Source organism: Bacillus sp. N13C7, assembly GCF_026790065.1.
In the GTDB taxonomy this organism is placed as follows: Bacteria; Bacillota; Bacilli; order Bacillales; family Bacillaceae; genus Bacillus.
Window position 1 is genome coordinate 407060 of the sequence record NZ_JALAMO010000001.1, and the last position, 17299, is coordinate 424358.

The window sequence follows — 17299 nt, forward strand, 5'->3', positions numbered from 1 at the left end:
TTTCACGGTTATGTAAAAAAATAAACATGAATACAACGTAAAAAAGGGAAAGCCGCTTAACCAGTAAGCGGCTATAAAATTATTCTCCTAACGCTTCTTTACGCAGCTGCTCCGCTTTGTCTGTGCGCTCCCAAGGAAGGTCAACATCGTGACGTCCAAAGTGACCGTACGCAGCAGTTTGTTTGTAGATCGGACGGCGCAAATCAAGCATTTTGATAATGCCGGCAGGTCGTAAATCAAAGTTATTGCGAACAACTTCAATCAGTTTTTCCTCAGAAGCTTTTCCGGAACCGAATGTGTTGATTGAGATTGACACAGGCTGTGCAACACCGATCGCGTAAGCAAGCTGTACTTCGCAAGAATCAGCAAGCTCAGCCGCAACGATGTTTTTCGCAACGTATCTTGCCGCATAAGCTGCAGAACGGTCTACCTTCGTCGCGTCCTTACCTGAGAACGCGCCTCCGCCGTGGCGTGCATAGCCGCCGTACGTATCAACGATGATTTTGCGTCCTGTAAGTCCCGCATCCCCTTGAGGGCCTCCGATTACGAAACGTCCTGTAGGGTTGATGAAATATTTTGTTTCTTCATCAATCAGCTCTTCAGGAACAACCGGATTGATTACATGTTCTTTAATGTTGCGCTGAATTTGCTCAAGCGTAATTTCAGGATGATGCTGAGTTGAAATTACAATCGCGTCAATGCGGACTGGTTTGTTATTTTCATCGTACTCAACCGTTACCTGTGTTTTGCCGTCAGGGCGAAGGTACGGAAGAATATCTTCTTTACGGACTTCACTCAGGCGGCGGGCTAATTTATGGGCAAGTGAAATTGGAAGAGGCATAAGCTCTTTGGTTTCGTTGCACGCATAACCGAACATTAATCCTTGGTCACCCGCACCAATCGCTTCTATTTCTTCGTCACTCATTGTGCCTTCACGGGCTTCAAGCGCTTGGTCTACACCCATCGCGATATCAGCAGACTGCTCATCAATTGATGTTAAAACTGCACAAGTTTCCGCATCAAATCCGTATTTTGCACGTGTGTATCCGATTTCTTTAATGGTTTGGCGAACCGTTTTCGGAATGTCAACATACGTAGATGTTGTGATCTCTCCGCTGACAAGAACCAAACCTGTTGTCACAGACGTTTCACAAGCAACACGCGCGTTAGGGTCTTTCTTTAAAATTTCATCTAAAATGCTGTCAGAAATCTGGTCACAGATTTTATCCGGATGCCCCTCCGTAACAGATTCTGATGTAAATAAACGACGATTTTTACTCATGATTTGCTTCCTCCTGCACAAGGCCTCCCGAAAGACCTTGTATATATGATACGGAACTCGCTCCCTCTTATACAATGTAACTTTATATTAGAGAATGTTAATTGGCATATTTATGAAATAAAAAAACCTTTTCCATCGAGGAAAGGGTTTGGTCTTTGTGCCTTTCACTCTTATCGCTCAAGGAATCATACAACCTTGCAACAGGTTAGCACCTTGGTTGTCTCACATAGTTGAACATAATAAATCACAGAGAAACCGGTTGCTGGGCTTCATAGGGCCTGTCCCTCCGCCAGCTCGGGATAAGAGTATCCGCTCAATGAAATATCTTATCGTAAAAGGGTTTGCAATGTCAATATGATTCAAAAGAAATAGGCACCTATATCGAGGGAAAACATTGGAAAACGCACACACAAAAAATGATAAATAGTATAGACTATTTGAAAATATATGTTATACTAATTCACAATTAGCAAAACACAAAAAACGATAAAGGAAGGTTTCATATGAACTCAGTTGATTTGACCGCTGATTTACAAGCCTTATTAACAAGTCCAAATGTGCGTCATAATTTATCAGCAGCACAGCTTACAGAAAAAGTACTCTCCCGGAACGAAGGCATTTTAACATCTACGGGTGCCGTTCGGGCGACTACAGGTGCTTACACAGGGCGTTCACCTAAAGACAAATTCATCGTAGAGGAAGAAAGCACGAAAAATAAGATCGATTGGGGAACGGTGAACCAGCCGATTTCAGAAGAAGCGTTTGACAGGCTGTACACCAAAGTCGTCAGCTACCTGAAACAGCGGGATGAGCTGTTTGTTTTCGAAGGATTTGCCGGAGCAGATGAAAAATACAGGCTGCCAATCACCGTCGTGAATGAGTTCGCATGGCACAATTTATTCGCCAGACAGCTGTTTATCCGCCCGGAAGGCAACGATAAGAAAACTGTTGAACAGCCATTTACCATTCTTTCTGCTCCGCATTTCAAAGCAGATCCAAAAACAGATGGCACACATACCGAAACCTTTATTATTGTCTCTTTTGAAAAGCGGACGATTTTAATCGGCGGAACAGAGTATGCCGGCGAAATGAAGAAATCCATTTTCTCCATTATGAATTTCCTGCTCCCTGAAAGAGATATTTTATCTATGCATTGCTCCGCCAATGTCGGTGAAGAAGGCGATGTCGCTCTTTTCTTCGGGTTGTCCGGAACAGGCAAGACCACCCTGTCAGCAGACGCTGACCGCAAACTGATCGGTGACGATGAACACGGCTGGTCTGACACAGGTGTCTTTAATATCGAAGGCGGATGCTACGCCAAGTGCATTCATTTAAGCGAAGAAAAGGAGCCTCAGATTTTTAACGCGATCCGCTTCGGGTCGGTTCTCGAAAATGTTGTGGTTGATGAAGATACACGCGAAGCCAATTATGATGATTCTTTCTATACTGAAAACACGCGTGCAGCTTACCCGATCCATATGATTGACAACATCGTGACCCCAAGCATGGCTGGCCATCCTTCAGCAATTGTCTTTTTAACGGCCGACGCTTTCGGAGTCCTGCCGCCGATCAGCAAACTGACGAAGGAGCAGGCGATGTACCATTTCTTGAGCGGCTATACGAGCAAGCTTGCCGGAACCGAACGCGGTGTGACATCTCCTGAAACGACGTTCTCCACATGCTTCGGCTCACCATTCCTGCCGCTTCCAGCTCACGTCTATGCTGAAATGCTCGGCAAAAAGATCGATGAACACGGCGCAGACGTTTTCCTGGTCAATACCGGATGGACCGGCGGCGGCTACGGCACAGGCGAACGGATGAAGCTTTCTTACACTAGAGCGATGGTCAAAGCAGCGATTGAAGGCAAATTAGAGGATGCAGAAATGATGACTGACGATATTTTCGGCCTTCACATTCCACTTCACGTTCCTGGCGTTCCTGATCATATTCTTCAGCCTGAAAACACGTGGACCAACAAGGAAGAATACAGAGAAAAGGCTCTCTACCTCGCAAATGAATTCAAAGAGAATTTCAAAAAGTTCGCACATACAGATGCCATTGCACAGGCAGGCGGCCCTCTCGTTTAAAAAGCAAAAGCCAAGAGCAATTACGCTCTTGGCTTGTTTTAATTGACAGAATGCAAAGAAGTCAGCTTGTACGTAATGATGGTCCGGCCGCCTTCCCATTGAAGCTTCTGCACCTCAGCTGTGCCCGACTTTTCGCCGAACTTTGTTTTGCGCACATCCATTGGGATCTCCATCGGATATACTCGGTATCCGTCTTTTTCTAACGTGAATATATTTTCATCTATGCGAACTTCTTTTCCTTTTGTCACAATCAGTGTATTAAATTCAACAGGCATTCCCAAAGTGAAATCCCCTTTCGTTCTCTTTTTTCTTTATGATAACATATTTCACCTTCAGCGGTTTCTCATCCATTGTGTGAGCTGCCGCACGATACGCCGGTTTTCTTTCGGGGGAAAATAATGTGTGAATTTACTGTAGTACCACGTCTCTACCGGCTTATGCAGCTGTTTTAGTTTCTCCTCAAATAAATAGGAATGCTGAATCGAAACGTTTTGGTCTTTTTCTCCATGGATTAATAGCACGGGGGCCTGAATTTTGTTTATTTGGTCAAATGGTGTTCTCCATTTGTATTCCTCAGGCACCTTTTTCGGTGTTCCGCCGATGACTCTTTTCATCATTCGCCGTAAATCCTCCCGCTCCTTATATGTAAGGATCATATCACTGACGCCTCCCCAGGAAACAAATGAAGCCGCCTGCTGCCCCATTTCAATCGCAGTGAGCATTCCCATAATTCCGCCGCGGGAAAACCCGAAAATATGGATTCTGTCCTTCTTGACATTTGGATGCTGCTGAAGCAGGCGAAATGCAGAAAAGGCATCCTCCCTGTCTTCTCCCGCAAAATCCTCGTTGCCCTCTCCCCCTTGATTCCCCCTGTAAAAAGGAGCAAACACAACAAATCCTTGGGATGCAAACTGGATAATCCGGCCCGGCCGAACCATGCCCACGCTTTTAATTCCGCCGCGCAAATATAAAAATCCGTCATATTGTCCCGGTGCCGTCGGCTCAGCCAGAAGGCCCTTTACCCGTAAACCATTTGAAAGATAGCAGATCGTATACAGTCGCACATGCTGACTTGGCGACGGAAATCTTCTTTTCTCAACAATCAAAGCAGCCGCCTCCTTTCTCTATATGTTTTCCTTTCTCCAAAATGGCATCCGGAGAAACCTGATTAGGCATTCACACATTTTTATACCCATCATACGATATGTAAAGCAAAAAAGGATATTAACTTGATGCTAAATAAGGAGGTTGTCTATGTGAACAAATGGTTAAGGCTGGGCTGCGCCTGTGTCTGCAGTATATTTCTGATCATCGCCCTGACAGGTTGCAAGAAGGAAGAAACGCTCACCAAAGTCAAAGTAGCTGAAGTGACCCATTCGATTTTTTACGCGCCTTTATATGTTGCTGAGTCTAAAGGATTTTTCAAGGAAGAAGGGCTTGATGTGGATGTAAATACGACCTGGGGCGGCGACAAAACGATGACATCGCTTCTTTCAAACGGCTCAGACATCGCACTTGTCGGGTCAGAAACATCTATTTATGTCGAAGCACAAGGGGCCAAAGACCCCGTCATTAACTTCGCTCAGCTGACTCAGACAGACGGAACATTTCTAGTCGCAAGGGAAGATGTTGAACACTTTGATTGGGATCAGCTGAAAGGGAAAACGTTTCTCGGCCAGAGAAAAGGCGGCATGCCGCAAATGGTCGGCGAGTATGTGCTGAACAAACATAAAATTGATCCGCATAAGGATATTGACCTGATCCAGAACATAGACTTCGCCAATATCGCCAATGCATTTGCATCTGGAACCGGCGAGTATGTACAGCTCTTTGAACCGCAAGCTTCCCTCTTTGAGAAAAAAGGGATCGGACATATCGTAGCTTCTTTTGGAGAAGAATCCGGCCAGGTTCCTTATACGACTTTTATGGCGAAACAAAGCTATCTGAAGAAACATGAAGATACAGCCGTCAAGTTTACAAAAGCCATTTATAAGGCGCAGCAGTGGGTGGAAAATCATTCGGCAAAGGACATCACAGACGCCATTAAAGATGAATTTGATGATACTGACCCAGAAGTGATCGAAACATCCATCGAACGTTATAAAAAGCAGCAATCGTATTCGCCAGATCCCCTGCTAAACGAAAAAGAATGGGAGCTGCTCCAAACCATTATGGATCAATCGGGAGAACTGCCGAAGCACATTCCATATAATCAGCTTGTAAATAAACATATTGCCGAAAAAGTCACCTCGGAAAAATAGGAGGCGCCATCTATGTCTTTCTTACATGTCGACCATGTAACCCATACTTATTTTTCTTTTAAAGAAAAAACGACGGCCGTGCGGGATATTCATTTTGATGCAGCAAAAGGTGATTTCATCTCATTTCTCGGCCCGAGCGGCTGCGGAAAAACGACACTGCTTTCCATTATCGCCGGCCTGATTGAGCCATCGGAGGGCAGAGTTCTGATTGAAGGCCGTGAGCCGAATCAAAAAGAACATAACATTGGCTACATGCTTCAGCAGGATTACTTATTTCCCTGGAAATCTATCGAGGAAAATGTGCTTCTCGGTTTAAAAATCGCCGGCACATTAACGGAAGAAAGCAAGGCAGCTGCACTCGGTCTATTGCCAGAGTTCGGCCTCATAGATGTGGAGAAAAAATATCCGAAAGAGCTGTCAGGCGGAATGCGCCAGCGGGCCGCACTTGCAAGAACACTTGCGCCAGATCCAAGTCTGCTTTTGCTGGATGAGCCATTTTCCGCGCTTGATTTTCAGACAAAGCTGGCATTGGAAAACCTGGTATTCCGCACATTAAAGGAGTATCAAAAAACAGCAGTGCTAGTCACACATGATATAGGGGAAGCGATAGCGATGAGCGATACAATCTATTTATTTTCAAATCAGCCGGGCACCATCCATCAGATTTTTACCATTCCTAAGGAATTGGCCGCGATGATGCCTTTTGATGCCCGCCAGGAGCCATCCTTCCAGACGCTGTTTCAGACGATATGGAAGGAGCTGAATTCTCTTGAGAAACAGCAAAGAAACCATTGATCTGCTTCACGAGCAATATCAATTAAAACAGAAAAAGGAAAAATGGAACGTCCATTCTTTTCAGCTAGCCATATTCATTCTTTTCTTCTCGGGTTGGGAAATCTCCAGCAGGCTCGGCTGGATTGATCCGCTGATCTTCAGCTCTCCGTCAGCTGTATGGCATTTATTGCTGGAGAAACTCGGTGACGGGTCTTTACTGTCACATATCGGCGTCACTTTATTCGAAACGGTGCTTGGCTTTTTGCTTGGAACGTTTGTGGGCACGTGCCTCGCTGCTTTGTTATGGTGGTCTAACCGGCTTGCCAGAATTTTAGATCCGTATCTCGTTATTTTGAATGCAATGCCGAAAGTGGCGCTGGGCCCAATCCTGATTGTTGCGCTCGGTCCGAGTTTTATCAGCATTATTGCAATGGGAGCCATCATCAGCGTCATTATCACAACCATCGTCGTCTACACCGCCTTCCAAGAGGTTGACGAAAATTATATAAAAGTCATGAAAACATTCGGCGCCAAGAAATGGGTCATTTTTAAAGAAGTGATTCTGCCGGCCTCCTCTCCCGCTATTATATCAACACTGAAAGTAAATGTCGGGTTATCATGGGTTGGCGTCATTGTAGGGGAATTCCTTGTCTCTAAAGTCGGATTAGGATATATGATTATTTATGGTTTCCAAGTCTTCAATTTTACGCTCGTCTTCTTAAGCCTGCTGATCATCGCCATATTCGCCACTCTCATGTATCAGGGCGTAGAGCTCCTGGAAAAGAAATGGACGAAGGGCAGGACATAAAAAACCCGGCATAAATGCCGGGTTTTTTATTCGATCCATCCAGCTTCTTTCAGTTTTTTCAAACTGATCGGAAGAACGGAATCCTTCATAATAAAGCTGAATTTTTTATTGCGGGAAAGGTTTTCCGGAAGCTCTTGAAACAGAACCGGGCCTTTCGTTTCAAAGTAATCCGCTTGCTTTTCGAGCTTTTCTATATCTGCAAAATATATATTTTTTACAATCACTTTTTCTTTCCCGAGAACTTTATACTGTCCGAGGTACTTAAGGCTTTTCACTCTCGCACCCGTCTCTTCCTTTACTTCCCGGAGCGCTGCCTCTTCTGCGCACTCCATCGGCTCTACTTTTCCGCCTGGAAACTCATAGCCTCTGTCCTCATGTTCTGTTAAAAGCCATTTGTCGCCAAAACGGCAAATCACCCAGACATGCTTCGGGCTGTCCGAGAAGGGCTGATCGTCAAAGGAAAGCTGAACAGTATTCTGATAATAATCTTTAAACTCGTACATGTTTATCCCTCAAATCCGTTCCTAGCTATCTTCCATACATCATACCACAGTTATGTTTCTTCGGAAGCCTTTTATCAAAAAATAAGGGAAACCCAGCACGCCATCAGGGTCAAAGCATACAAGACCAGCTCGTACAGTTTTTTGCCGTGCCTTTTGCCAGAATGTGCGACTGGCGCCTGGGCTTTATTATGACCCGCGAACAGGTAAAAGTTACGGTTTGCGCTTGAATTTATTTTTTAACGTTTCTAAAAGATCGACGAGCATCTGAGGAACCGGTATGCCAAGAGAGCTGGCTGTCACTACAATTTGCACAGATTCATAAAGAATATAAAACATAATTGCCAAGTCACGCATTGACCCCTGTGTATTCAGCAGCTGATCAAAAAAGTGGCATACAGAGATCAGAGCCAGCGTGACTAATTTTTTGACAAGCCGGGTAAATACCTTTTTAAATGCCAGCTTGTGAATAATCGTTTCCTTCAAGGTCGTACTGATAAATTCAATGGCCATAAGAGAGAGCAAAATCAGGAATGAATACTGAAAACCTCCGAAGAAAAACCCCGCTGCTGAAACGCTGACTGCGAAAAACGAAAAGATGCCAAAGTCTCTATCCATTTATACCAACATCCTTTCACAGAAACGGCCTTACATTATTCTATGGAAAACAAGCCGAACGGATTGGATTTTTCAGAAAAATGGACTAGTTGTCGCCTATTTTTTTCGTTACAAAATCAAAAGCCGGATGTCTTTTATAAGACATCCGGCTTATCTTTTTTGGATTTATCCGAGGTAAGCTTTCAGCATCCAATTGTGTTTTTCAATATTTTGATGGATCGCAAGAAGCATGTCCCCTGTTGTTTCGTCTCCGACTTCGTCAGCTAAATCCATGCCGTTTTTGAGCTCTTCCGCGATGACTGTGAAATCATCATATACGCTCTGAACCATTTGCTCAGCCGTTTCATTTCCTTCCGCTTCTTTGACAGAAGCCGTTTCCAAGGATTCCTTCATTGTCGCAATCGGTTTTCCATTCAGCGCCAAAAGACGTTCTGCTAAGTCATCAATATAAGTTGCCGTTTCGTTATACAGTTCCTCAAACTTTTCATGAAGAGTGAAAAAATCTTTCCCTTTCACATACCAGTGATAGTTATGTAATTTCACATACATGACTGTCCAGTTCGCTACTTGTTTGTTTACCGCTTGAATCAATTGTTCTGACATGTTTATCTTCCTCCTTGTTATATGACTATGTATACCCCTTATATCGTTCGTTAAAACCTCTTTTTTACCCTTATCTGTCACGATTTCTTTTATTATGCTACAATTGTTAAAAAACGGGAGGTGGAATGTCATGACGCTTCTCATTACAGTAAGTATTTTGATTGTGCTGGCTGTATTGCTTGTAACCATTTGGACGACTGTGAAAGCCTACAATGTAAAGCACACCATTGATCCACCGCAAGAAACTCGCTCTGATACAAAACGTCAATGATTGTGTGAATGCTCGTCTTCAGACTGGGCACTGGCAGCATCGGCGTCTCCGACTTGGACTTTTAACGTCGGCATGCTATGCTGTTTTTTTGCTGTGACATGGGATTGGACAGTGTATACACCATCTTCCTTAAACGTTGTTTTCAATTGATATACACCTTTTTCTTGTTTCGCTTTATACATGTGGCTATCTTCTTTTTCTCCTTCTTTCCACACTTCAAACTCCACTTCATCGGCATCCGTCACCGCTTCGTCACCATAAGATACCGCTGCTTCATAAACGGCACTTTCTCCGGGATTTACTTTTTCAGGACCGGTCAGTTTAACATCCAATACTTCTGGCGCCTCAGCTGTGTTTGCTTTGTTTTCGCCAGATCCGCACCCGCTAAGCAAAAAAGCAGAAAAAAGCAGAACAAGCAACATTTTTTTCATGCCATCACCCTTTCATCGTTTACCTAAATAGTAGCAAACGCTTACAGCAAATGGTACAGAAAATAGGAGACGTCACAAAAAAGACCTTTTTGCTTATCCGCAAAAAGGTCACTTTCTGTTTAGCCAAATACTTTTAACAATTCTTCTTTATCCTGTGACAGCCAGAAACGCATTAAACGTTTAGCGCCTTCCAGATCATGAAGCTTTGCCTGGCCGCACTGCTTTTCATTTGCAGCCGGAATTTCCGTAATGTCTACCGCTTCCTTCATTGTATCTTCAAGCAGATCAACGATTTCCGCTGGTGTCGGCTCTCCGCTCACAACAAGATAATAGCCGGTTTGGCAGCCCATTGGAGAAATATCAATGATATCAAAATGATCATATTTCTCAGCGTGAGTGCGAATCGTAAACGCGAGCAAATGCTCAAGTGTATGAATGGTATCAGGCTTCATCGCCTGTTTATTCGGCTGGCAAAAACGAATATCAAATTTATTAACAACGCCGTCTGTTCCTACTTTGTGCACACCGCAGTGTCTTACGTATGGAGCAACAACCGCATTATGGTCAAGCTCAAAACTTTCTACTGAAGGCATAATGGCACTCTCCCTTTTTTAAAAATGTAAATCCATTATAACATACCTTTCCGATAAGAATTATCGAATAACTTTTCAATCTGCGTTTTTTTTCTTATACTTGCATCAGAAAGGTTGCTGAAGACATATGAAAACCCTATTTATCGCTCTGATCAGGGGATATCAAAAATTCATCTCTCCCCTGACACCGCCAACATGCCGCTTCTATCCGACTTGTTCCCAATATGGAATTGAAGCGATTAAAACACATGGCGCCTTAAAAGGCGGATGGCTGACCATCAAACGAATTTTAAAATGCCACCCGTTTCATCCGGGAGGAGTCGATCCCGTACCTGAAAAGAAACAAAAACATTAATTGTTATAGCCGTTTACGACAAGATCCAGTTTGCCGGTTTCAGGGTCAATGACTAAGCCATGGACCGGAACGTTTTCCGGGAACAGCGGATGATGTTTAATAACGTTTACGCTGTCCTTCACACTCGCTTCCACCGAATCAAAGCTTTTAAACCATTGATCAAAGTCCACACCGGAGTACATTAATGTTTTGATGCGCTCTTCGGGAATTCCTCTTTCTTTGATTTTTTCAAGCATGCTTTTGCTGCTGATTTTGCTCATGCCGCAATCATGATGCCCGATCACGCATACCTCATCAGCGTTCAGCTCGTACACTGCGACAAGCAAGCTTCTCATGATGCTCCCAAATGGGTGTGTCACTAGCGCACCGGCACTTTTAATGATTTTCACATCACCGTTTCGCATATTCATCGCATGCGGCAGCAGTTCAACTAAACGAGTATCCATGCAAGAAAGAATCGCCATTTTTTTATCTGGAAATTTTGACGTCTGATACTTTTCGTACTCCCTTTGTTCAGTAAATGTCTTGTTAAATTCAAGAATATCATTTAGTAGGCTCATATCTAGTTGACCCTTTCTGTCTTTTTACTCTTAAATATATCACAGTGCCTGACTGTACGTCACCTTACCGAAATGAAACTCGGCATAAAAAAAGACAAACCCTCAGGTCTGCCTCATTTCCCCATATTATAGCGTTTTTTGAACTGCTCCACTCGTCCGCCTTTTTCATTGAATTTCTGGCGGCCTGTATAGAACGGATGCGTGTCAGAGCTGACCTCTACTTTTATGACCGGATATGTGTTGCCATCTTCCCACTCTGCTGTTTCATTAGATGTTTTAGTAGAGGTGCTGAGAAAACGGTATCCGCTGTTGACATCCTGAAAAATGACTTTGTGGTTCTTTGGATGAATTCCTTCTTTCATGTGTATCCCCTTTCTAAATCGTAATAATTACGTTTTATTTTATATCCTGACAAACGATTTGTCAATCTCCTTACATCCTTCCCTGCGTTTTCACATCGTAAACCTCACGGCATTTAAGAATAGGAAGAATAATCTAACCGTGGAAGCAAATAATAAACCCAAAATACATACAGAACGTCTTTCGAAAGGTGGTTTACGATTGTGGATGATTTAGTTTTGGCCAGAAGCCTTTTTGGCACAACAATGGGCTTTCATATCATTTTCGCAACGCTTGGCGTCGGTCTGCCGCTCATGATTTTAGTGGCTGAATTGATCTATCAAAAAACGAAAGATGACCATTATGCGATTATGGCGAAGAGATGGACGAAAGCACAAGCCGTTTTGCTGGGGGTCGCCATACCGACCGGGACGATAGCGGGCACTCAGCTCGCACTTTTATGGCCGGGATTTATGGAAGTCATCGGACGGGTCATGTCCCTGCCGTTCCAAATTGAAATCTATGCTTTTTTTGTTGAAGCTCTATTCATGTCGATTTATGTATACGCCGCTGACCGCTTGTCACCGGCGATGAGGATTGTTGCTGTTTTCTTTGTGTTAGTCGGTGCCGCTGCGTCGGCTGTTCTGATCACAAATGTTCACGCCTTTGAAGGTACGCCGGCCGGCTTTAAAATTGTAAACGGAAAAATTACAGATGTTGATCCTTGGGCCGCGTTTTTTAACCCGAGCTTTTTTGTTACTGCCGGCCATGTCGTACTGTCTGCATTTATGACGGGGGCCTTTATCGTTGCTTCTGTTGCCGCATATAAAATGATCCGGTCGAGAAAAAAGGAAAACGTCTATCGCTTTCACCGAAAAGCCCTTTTGCTTGCACTGACAATTGGCGGAATCTTTTCATTGGTGACAGCACTGAACGGGCACGAATCAGCTCAGATGCTATACGAATATCAGCCCGAAAAACTAGCCGGCGCGGAAGGGTTGTTTGAAACAAGATCTCATGCCCCTCTTGCTATCGGCGGTTTTACCGACCCGAATGAAGAAAAAGTCAAATGGGCCATCGAGATTCCATGGGCGTTGAGCTTTTTGGCAGCGAACCGCTTTGACACTGTTGTAAAAGGGTTAAATGCATTTCCAAGAGACGAATGGCCGCCGCTGTTCATTCACACGCTGTTTAATGCAATGGTCGGAGTAGGAATGCTGCTGATCCTTTATTCCATTATCGGTGTCGTCTGGAGAAAGGTGCTAAAGAAAGACCGTTTCCCGACGTGGCTATTGGTCATTTTTATGACAGCAGGACCTTTTAGCATCATCGGCATTGAATTTGGCTGGATTTTCGCCTGTACCGGGCGGCAGCCTTGGGTCATCTATCATCTCCTGAAAACGTCGGATGTCGTGACAACGACCGGCTCCATCGGGGTGCTCTTCTTATTTTTCACATTTGTTTACGCCGTGTTAGGCGCTGCTGTTGTCTACGTGCTGCTGTACTATTTCCGCAAGCACCCGGTTGACGAAGATTTAAATACAGCGGAGTCGTAATGGCTCCGCAAACAGGAAACCAAATGGAAGGAAGATCGACAAATGGACATCTCAACTGACGCTCTGATCGCCATCTCAATTATCTGGGGCTTTGTGTTTATCTACGCCGTCATGGCGACAATGGATTTTGGAGCGGGATTTTGGTCTATGATCTATTTAAACAAGGAGCACATGAAAGCCACCGATATTGCGAACCGATTTCTGTCCCCGACTTGGGAGGTCACAAACGTCTTTATTGTGGCCATCGTCGTGGCGCTTTTCAGCTTTTTCCCTGGCGCGACATTCGTGCTCGGAACCGTTTTATTAATTCCCGGCAGCATGATTTTACTGCTGTTAGCGATCCGAAGCGGGTTTCTCGTTTTTTCAAACACAGCGAAAGAACGAAAATTGCTAAGATATATTTCCGGCATCTCCGGCTTTATCATCCCTGCTATTTTAATTTTGGTGCTTCCGGTAACACACGGGGGATTTATAGAAAAAACGGACGGAATCTATAACTTGAACATGTCTAACATTTTTTCAAGCCCCAACGCCTATTCATTTATCGGGTTTGCGATTTTAAGCACTTTATTTTTGTCCTCGCTGCTGCTTGCTGATTTTTCAAATGTGGCGGAGGAACAGGATGCGTACCGCGCTTACAGAAAGAGCGCCATGATTACCGGCCCGATTTCACTCCTGTTTGCTGTATGCATTATGCTGACAATGCGAAATGAAGCGAACTGGCTTTATACCGGAATGATGAATGATTTCTCTTGGATTATTGCATCGTTTATTACATTTGTCATTGCGGGGATTGCTCTTTTTCTGCCTAACAAGAGCTTTGGCCAAAACATCGGAAAGCCGCGGCTTGCACTAGTCGCGATTGCGGTACAGTACTTTCTGGCAAGCTATGCGTACGGTCGGGCGCATCTCCCTTATATGATTTACCCTGATGTAACAGTCATGTCGGGCTTCACAGAGCCGGCAACGTTCAGGGCACTGTTTGCGACGTATATCGTTGCATTTATCATTCTCTTTCCGGGGTTCTATTTCTTCTGGAAGATGTTTATGCGAGATAAACGGTATATCCGCCAGGAGGAATAGAGGACCAGCCCGCCGGCTATACTAAGCCAGAACCTTTATAAGGAGGGGATGGCATGGAGCAGAAAATTCTATGTGAAGTCAACAACTGTTCTTATTGGGGCAAAGGGAACAAATGTACCGCTGATGCCATTTATGTTGTCAGCCATACGGGTGAAACGGCTGAAAACAGCCGGGAAACGGACTGCAAAACGTTTAAGCCGCATGATTTGTAATCAAAAGAAAGAGCTGCATCAGCCAGCTCTTTCTTTTCGCATGTTCAGTGTTCATCTTTTTTACCATGACCCCGTTTGAAGGTGAAAACAAAAAGGCACCTGCATAACATGCACCTGTCATGGCTGCCATCGCTCCGGAAATTGAAACATTAAGCCACGTTGCAGCGAAATAGCCCATGATTGCCGATAGCCCTCCAATCACCGCACTGAGGATCAGCATAGAAAGCAGCCTGTCAGTCAGCAAATGAGCCGCAGCAGGCGGGACAATCAGCATTGCCACAACCAATACAGCACCAACCGAATCAAAGGAAGCCACAGTCGTCAGCGACAGCATCCCCATTTGCACATAATGAATCAGCATAACCGGTATACCCAGTGCCAAAGCCATTTGCGGATCAAACGAAGCGATCTTGAACTCCTTATAGCACACACTTATCAACACTACATTTAAAACCAAAACAGATGCCAGCATCCAAAACGCTTGCGGCCCGATGTCCACTCCGAATACCGTGACCGTATTCCACGGCACAAAAGCGATTTCTCCCATTAACGAGTGCTCAATATCGAGATGGACATTCGCTCCATACACAGAAAGCAGAATGACGCCGACTGCAAATAAGGATGTAAATACAACTCCTATTGCGGCATCTGATTGAACCCCCTTGCTGTGAAGAAGCTGAACCAAAAATGCCGTTAACAGACCAGATACGGCAGCGCCGATAAACATAGGAATTCCGTCAAGACTTCCTGTCACAAGAAAAGCACCGACGATGCCAAGCAACACGGTATGGCTGATTGCGTCGGCCAGCATCGCCATTCGTCTCAACACGAGAAATGTGCCGATCAATGCGCAGCTTACGCCGACTAATACACCAGTAGCGATAATCCATGCTTCAAAACTCATTTGCGATCTGTCCCTTCTCAGCATCAGGAGACGCCCTTCGAATCTCAGGCATCCGTCCATACAGCTTTAAGAGTGAAAAAAGCCGCTCTCTCGTTTCCATAGGCAAACGCTCCAGGACAAAATCCTCCTGATCGAATTCTGTATCCGCAAGCTCCATTTCATGCATGAGGTACACTTCATACATCCGCTGCTTCAAAGCAATGGAATAGCCTTTTTCTATCCCCGTGCGAGTCACTTGCCAAATCCCGTTTTCGATACGCACGATGAAGCTCTCTTTTTCCATTTCATTCAATACCTTACGGCACAATGAAGGGGATAACTGCCTTTTCTTTCTTATGCCTTCAGCCGTTACATAAAGATCATTGTTTTCATATTGCTCATAAATTGTTAGCAGCACCTGCTCCCGGCTTGTTCTGCGCCGCAGCCTTATCAGCCTTATCGCTTTTGCCGCCAATCCACGCTTAGGGGCACAAATCATGGAAAAGAGAAACATCATTGTTGCTGATAAAATCATTAATGGCCCCGTCGCCATGCCATTCATCGTCGTGCTCAGCAAGGTTCCGGCCACGCCGCTTATACCGCCTACGATTCCGGCAATTACCACCATTCCGGCTAATCGCTCGGTCCAATACCTTGCAGCTATGGCTGGCGTAATTAGCATAGCCGCCATTAAAATCACACCAACTGTCTGAAGCCCAATAACGACAGCACAGACAATAAGGAAAGCCAAAAGCCCGTTTAAAAAGCGCACTGGCAGGCCCAATCCCTTTCCAAACGCAGGATCGAACGTAATCAACGTGAACTCCTTAAAGAATACAATGCAAAGGAACAGCAATACAGCGGATATGCCTCCAATCAGCATGATATCCTGTCTGACCAATGAAGCCGCCTGGCCGAATAGAAAAGAATCAAGCCCGCTTTGGCTTCCCGATCCCTGCTGCTGGATATATGTCAGCAGTATGATTCCTACACCAAAAAACACAGAGAGAACAATCCCGATCGCCGAATCCTCTTTTGTTTTTGAAAGCCGCGGAATCAGCTGAATAAACCATGTCCCGAGCAGACCGGCAAGCGCTGCTCCCAGCAAAAAGAATGGCAGTGATTTTTGCCCGGTGAACAAAAAAGCGAGACATACTCCCGGCAGAGCTGAATGAGCCATCGCATCCCCAATTAAACTTTGCTTTCTAAGCAAAACAAAGCTGCCCAAAACACCGCTTGCCGCCCCGAGCAAAAGCGTACCCGCCAGCACCCACTGTGTATTTGGATGCTGGAGCTGCAGCCACAAACTATCAAACAATGTGCTCACCCCTTCTGTCCTTCTGCCAGCACTTTATCTTTTAGGAACGTCAGCCTTCCTCCATACGTTTTTTGGAGGTTATCAATCGTAAAAACGTTTTCTGCCGGTCCGAAAGCGATTTTTCTTAGATGAAGCAGTAAAATCCAATCGAAATAATCCTCTGCGGTCTGCAGGTCGTGGTGGACGACAAGCACTGTTTTCCCTTTTTCTTTGAGTTCTGCCAAAAGCGTCATAATCGCCCGCTCTGTCGCTGCATCAACGCCGGCAAACGGTTCATCCATAAAATAAATGTCGGCGTCCTGGCAGAGCGCCCGGGCAAGAAACACCCGCTGCTGTTGGCCGCCTGACAGCTGGCTGATCTGCCTTTTCGCATAATCGAGCATCCCGACTTTTGCTAAAGCAGCCTTCGCTATTTCCACATCGGCTTTTTTGGGCTTTTTCAATAAGCCGATTCGGCCGTATCTCCCCATCAGCACGACATCGAGCGCGCTTGTGGGAAAATCCCAGTCAACCGAGCCGCGCTGCGGAACATACCCGATTCTTGTCCGCTGATCCTTATAGTCTTTGCCGTAAATAGAGATGTCTCCTGAAGCCCTTGGCACAAGACCGAGAATGGTTTTGATCAAGGTTGATTTTCCCGCGCCGTTTGGACCGATAATGCCAATCAGTTTCCCTTCCGGCACCTGCAGTGAAATGTCTTGGAGAACAGGCTTTTTATGATAAGCAACCGTAACATTATCGAGCTCAACAGGGAACATATCCTTC

At 45.0% G+C, this 17299-nt stretch carries 21 protein-coding genes, 1 pseudogene and 1 riboswitch; of the genes and pseudogenes, 9 read left to right on the forward strand and 13 right to left on the reverse strand.

Annotated features, from left to right (window positions below; translation table 11 throughout):
• Window positions 1-79: 79 nt before the first annotated feature.
• The gene (metK, locus tag MOB98_RS02050) at window positions 80-1282 is read right to left on the reverse strand and encodes a methionine adenosyltransferase (protein WP_003229102.1); all 1203 of its coding nucleotides are present in this window, start codon (window positions 1280-1282) and stop codon (window positions 80-82) included.
• Window positions 1283-1449: 167 nt separating this feature from the next.
• Window positions 1450-1588, reverse strand: a riboswitch (SAM riboswitch).
• A 197-nt stretch (window positions 1589-1785) separates the two neighbouring features.
• Between metK and pckA the strand changes: the two genes are divergently transcribed.
• Window positions 1786-3369, forward strand: coding sequence for a phosphoenolpyruvate carboxykinase (ATP) (gene pckA / locus MOB98_RS02055; protein WP_268289625.1), 1584 nt, complete (start codon window positions 1786-1788; stop codon window positions 3367-3369).
• Window positions 3370-3407: 38 nt separating this feature from the next.
• Here pckA and MOB98_RS02060 read toward each other — a convergent pair whose 3' ends face one another.
• Together MOB98_RS02060 and MOB98_RS02065 are read right to left on the reverse strand one after the other, a co-directional pair.
• A complete protein-coding gene (locus MOB98_RS02060) occupies window positions 3408-3650 on the reverse strand; it encodes a DUF2584 domain-containing protein (RefSeq protein WP_268289626.1) in 243 nt (80 codons plus the stop codon).
• A 51-nt stretch (window positions 3651-3701) separates the two neighbouring features.
• The gene (locus MOB98_RS02065) at window positions 3702-4475 is read right to left on the reverse strand and encodes a prolyl oligopeptidase family serine peptidase (RefSeq protein ID WP_268367251.1); all 774 of its coding nucleotides are present in this window, start codon (window positions 4473-4475) and stop codon (window positions 3702-3704) included.
• A 150-nt stretch (window positions 4476-4625) separates the two neighbouring features.
• Here MOB98_RS02065 and MOB98_RS02070 point away from each other — a divergent pair, with 150 nt between their 5' ends.
• Genes MOB98_RS02070 through MOB98_RS02080 form a run of 3 tightly spaced genes read left to right on the forward strand, consistent with a single transcriptional unit; the run spans window position 4626 to window position 7212 of the window.
• Window positions 4626-5630 carry an ABC transporter substrate-binding protein gene (locus MOB98_RS02070; protein WP_268367250.1) on the forward strand — a complete coding sequence of 335 codons (1005 nt, stop codon included), beginning with the start codon at window positions 4626-4628 and terminating at the stop codon, window positions 5628-5630.
• 12 nt (window positions 5631-5642) lie between these two features.
• Window positions 5643-6425 (forward strand): ABC transporter ATP-binding protein, encoded by a 783-nt coding sequence (locus MOB98_RS02075; RefSeq protein WP_268425295.1) that lies wholly within the window; start codon window positions 5643-5645, stop codon window positions 6423-6425.
• Entirely contained in the window at window positions 6400-7212 is an 813-nt protein-coding gene (locus MOB98_RS02080) for an ABC transporter permease (protein WP_268360284.1), read from the forward strand. Before MOB98_RS02075 ends, MOB98_RS02080 begins: the two co-directional genes overlap by 26 nt.
• A gap of 26 nt (window positions 7213-7238) precedes the next feature.
• Here MOB98_RS02080 and ytkD read toward each other — a convergent pair whose 3' ends face one another.
• From ytkD to MOB98_RS02095, 3 genes are all read right to left on the reverse strand, one after another.
• On the reverse strand, window positions 7239-7715 hold the full coding sequence (gene ytkD, locus MOB98_RS02085; RefSeq protein WP_268360285.1) for an RNA deprotection pyrophosphohydrolase: 477 nt from the start codon (window positions 7713-7715) through the stop codon (window positions 7239-7241).
• A 210-nt stretch (window positions 7716-7925) separates the two neighbouring features.
• Window positions 7926-8330, reverse strand: a complete 405-nt coding sequence (locus MOB98_RS02090) for a phage holin family protein (protein WP_268360286.1) — start codon at window positions 8328-8330, stop codon at window positions 7926-7928.
• 165 nt (window positions 8331-8495) lie between these two features.
• Window positions 8496-8933, reverse strand: a complete 438-nt coding sequence (locus MOB98_RS02095; protein ID WP_003238042.1) for a Dps family protein — start codon at window positions 8931-8933, stop codon at window positions 8496-8498.
• A gap of 130 nt (window positions 8934-9063) precedes the next feature.
• Here MOB98_RS02095 and ytzI point away from each other — a divergent pair, with 130 nt between their 5' ends.
• Window positions 9064-9204: a YtzI protein gene (gene ytzI / locus MOB98_RS02100; RefSeq protein ID WP_268360288.1), complete on the forward strand. Its 141-nt coding sequence runs from the start codon at window positions 9064-9066 to the stop codon at window positions 9202-9204.
• On the opposite strand, the gene MOB98_RS02105 is transcribed toward ytzI, so the two are convergent.
• A complete protein-coding gene (locus tag MOB98_RS02105) occupies window positions 9198-9635 on the reverse strand; it encodes a FixH family protein (protein ID WP_268360289.1) in 438 nt (145 codons plus the stop codon). The genes ytzI and MOB98_RS02105 overlap by 7 nt on opposite strands.
• Before the next feature lie 119 nt (window positions 9636-9754).
• Window positions 9755-10228, reverse strand: a complete 474-nt coding sequence (locus MOB98_RS02110; RefSeq protein ID WP_268360290.1) for an S-ribosylhomocysteine lyase — start codon at window positions 10226-10228, stop codon at window positions 9755-9757.
• A gap of 127 nt (window positions 10229-10355) precedes the next feature.
• Here MOB98_RS02110 and yidD point away from each other — a divergent pair, with 127 nt between their 5' ends.
• Entirely contained in the window at window positions 10356-10583 is a 228-nt protein-coding gene (gene yidD / locus MOB98_RS02115; protein ID WP_003229076.1) for a membrane protein insertion efficiency factor YidD, read from the forward strand.
• On the opposite strand, the gene MOB98_RS02120 is transcribed toward yidD, so the two are convergent.
• Both MOB98_RS02120 and MOB98_RS02125 read right to left on the reverse strand, forming a co-directional pair.
• Window positions 10580-11143 (reverse strand): beta-class carbonic anhydrase, encoded by a 564-nt coding sequence (locus tag MOB98_RS02120; RefSeq protein WP_268360291.1) that lies wholly within the window; start codon window positions 11141-11143, stop codon window positions 10580-10582. The two genes, yidD and MOB98_RS02120, sit on opposite strands and share 4 nt — an antisense overlap.
• Before the next feature lie 113 nt (window positions 11144-11256).
• Window positions 11257-11505 carry a type B 50S ribosomal protein L31 gene (locus MOB98_RS02125; RefSeq protein WP_003219346.1) on the reverse strand — a complete coding sequence of 83 codons (249 nt, stop codon included), beginning with the start codon at window positions 11503-11505 and terminating at the stop codon, window positions 11257-11259.
• Window positions 11506-11706: 201 nt separating this feature from the next.
• Here MOB98_RS02125 and MOB98_RS02130 point away from each other — a divergent pair, with 201 nt between their 5' ends.
• The 3 genes from MOB98_RS02130 to MOB98_RS02140 are packed head-to-tail and all read left to right on the forward strand — an operon-like array spanning window position 11707 to window position 14333.
• Entirely contained in the window at window positions 11707-13038 is a 1332-nt protein-coding gene (locus MOB98_RS02130; RefSeq protein ID WP_268360292.1) for a cytochrome ubiquinol oxidase subunit I, read from the forward strand.
• Between the two features lie 42 nt (window positions 13039-13080).
• The gene (locus MOB98_RS02135; RefSeq protein WP_268360293.1) at window positions 13081-14121 is read left to right on the forward strand and encodes a cytochrome d ubiquinol oxidase subunit II; all 1041 of its coding nucleotides are present in this window, start codon (window positions 13081-13083) and stop codon (window positions 14119-14121) included.
• Window positions 14122-14174: 53 nt separating this feature from the next.
• Window positions 14175-14333, forward strand: a complete 159-nt coding sequence (locus MOB98_RS02140; RefSeq protein ID WP_003229069.1) for a DUF1540 domain-containing protein — start codon at window positions 14175-14177, stop codon at window positions 14331-14333.
• A gap of 18 nt (window positions 14334-14351) precedes the next feature.
• Here MOB98_RS02140 and MOB98_RS02145 read toward each other — a convergent pair.
• The 3 genes and pseudogenes from MOB98_RS02145 to mntB all read right to left on the reverse strand — a co-directional run bounded on the left by MOB98_RS02145 (window position 14352) and on the right by mntB (window position 17292).
• Window positions 14352-15237: pseudogene (locus MOB98_RS02145) on the reverse strand (metal ABC transporter permease).
• Complete coding sequence (locus MOB98_RS02150; protein WP_268360294.1) at window positions 15227-16534, reverse strand: metal ABC transporter permease; 1308 nt, start codon at window positions 16532-16534, stop codon at window positions 15227-15229. The pseudogene MOB98_RS02145 and the gene MOB98_RS02150 overlap by 11 nt, the downstream one beginning before the upstream one ends.
• A 5-nt stretch (window positions 16535-16539) precedes the next feature.
• Window positions 16540-17292 (reverse strand): manganese ABC transporter ATP-binding protein MntB, encoded by a 753-nt coding sequence (gene mntB / locus MOB98_RS02155; protein WP_268360295.1) that lies wholly within the window; start codon window positions 17290-17292, stop codon window positions 16540-16542.
• Window positions 17293-17299: the final 7 nt, after the last annotated feature.

What these genes read in the sequence shown, in the direction of transcription:
- MOB98_RS02075 (WP_268425295.1), top strand. Translation starts at nt 5,643, where the DNA reads ATGTCTTTCTTACATGTCGACCATGTAACCCATACTTATTTTTCTTTT.
- ytzI (WP_268360288.1), top strand. Translation starts at nt 9,064, where the DNA reads ATGACGCTTCTCATTACAGTAAGTATTTTGATTGTGCTGGCTGTATTG.
- mntB (WP_268360295.1), bottom strand. Translation starts at nt 17,292, where the DNA reads ATGTTCCCTGTTGAGCTCGATAATGTTACGGTTGCTTATCATAAAAAG.
- pckA (WP_268289625.1), top strand. Translation starts at nt 1,786, where the DNA reads ATGAACTCAGTTGATTTGACCGCTGATTTACAAGCCTTATTAACAAGT.
- yidD (WP_003229076.1), top strand. Translation starts at nt 10,356, where the DNA reads ATGAAAACCCTATTTATCGCTCTGATCAGGGGATATCAAAAATTCATC.
- MOB98_RS02135 (WP_268360293.1), top strand. Translation starts at nt 13,081, where the DNA reads ATGGACATCTCAACTGACGCTCTGATCGCCATCTCAATTATCTGGGGC.
- MOB98_RS02095 (WP_003238042.1), bottom strand. Translation starts at nt 8,933, where the DNA reads ATGTCAGAACAATTGATTCAAGCGGTAAACAAACAAGTAGCGAACTGG.
- metK (WP_003229102.1), bottom strand. Translation starts at nt 1,282, where the DNA reads ATGAGTAAAAATCGTCGTTTATTTACATCAGAATCTGTTACGGAGGGG.
- MOB98_RS02105 (WP_268360289.1), bottom strand. Translation starts at nt 9,635, where the DNA reads ATGAAAAAAATGTTGCTTGTTCTGCTTTTTTCTGCTTTTTTGCTTAGC.
- MOB98_RS02110 (WP_268360290.1), bottom strand. Translation starts at nt 10,228, where the DNA reads ATGCCTTCAGTAGAAAGTTTTGAGCTTGACCATAATGCGGTTGTTGCT.
- MOB98_RS02120 (WP_268360291.1), bottom strand. Translation starts at nt 11,143, where the DNA reads ATGAGCCTACTAAATGATATTCTTGAATTTAACAAGACATTTACTGAA.
- MOB98_RS02090 (WP_268360286.1), bottom strand. Translation starts at nt 8,330, where the DNA reads ATGGATAGAGACTTTGGCATCTTTTCGTTTTTCGCAGTCAGCGTTTCA.
- MOB98_RS02125 (WP_003219346.1), bottom strand. Translation starts at nt 11,505, where the DNA reads ATGAAAGAAGGAATTCATCCAAAGAACCACAAAGTCATTTTTCAGGAT.
- ytkD (WP_268360285.1), bottom strand. Translation starts at nt 7,715, where the DNA reads ATGTACGAGTTTAAAGATTATTATCAGAATACTGTTCAGCTTTCCTTT.
- MOB98_RS02140 (WP_003229069.1), top strand. Translation starts at nt 14,175, where the DNA reads ATGGAGCAGAAAATTCTATGTGAAGTCAACAACTGTTCTTATTGGGGC.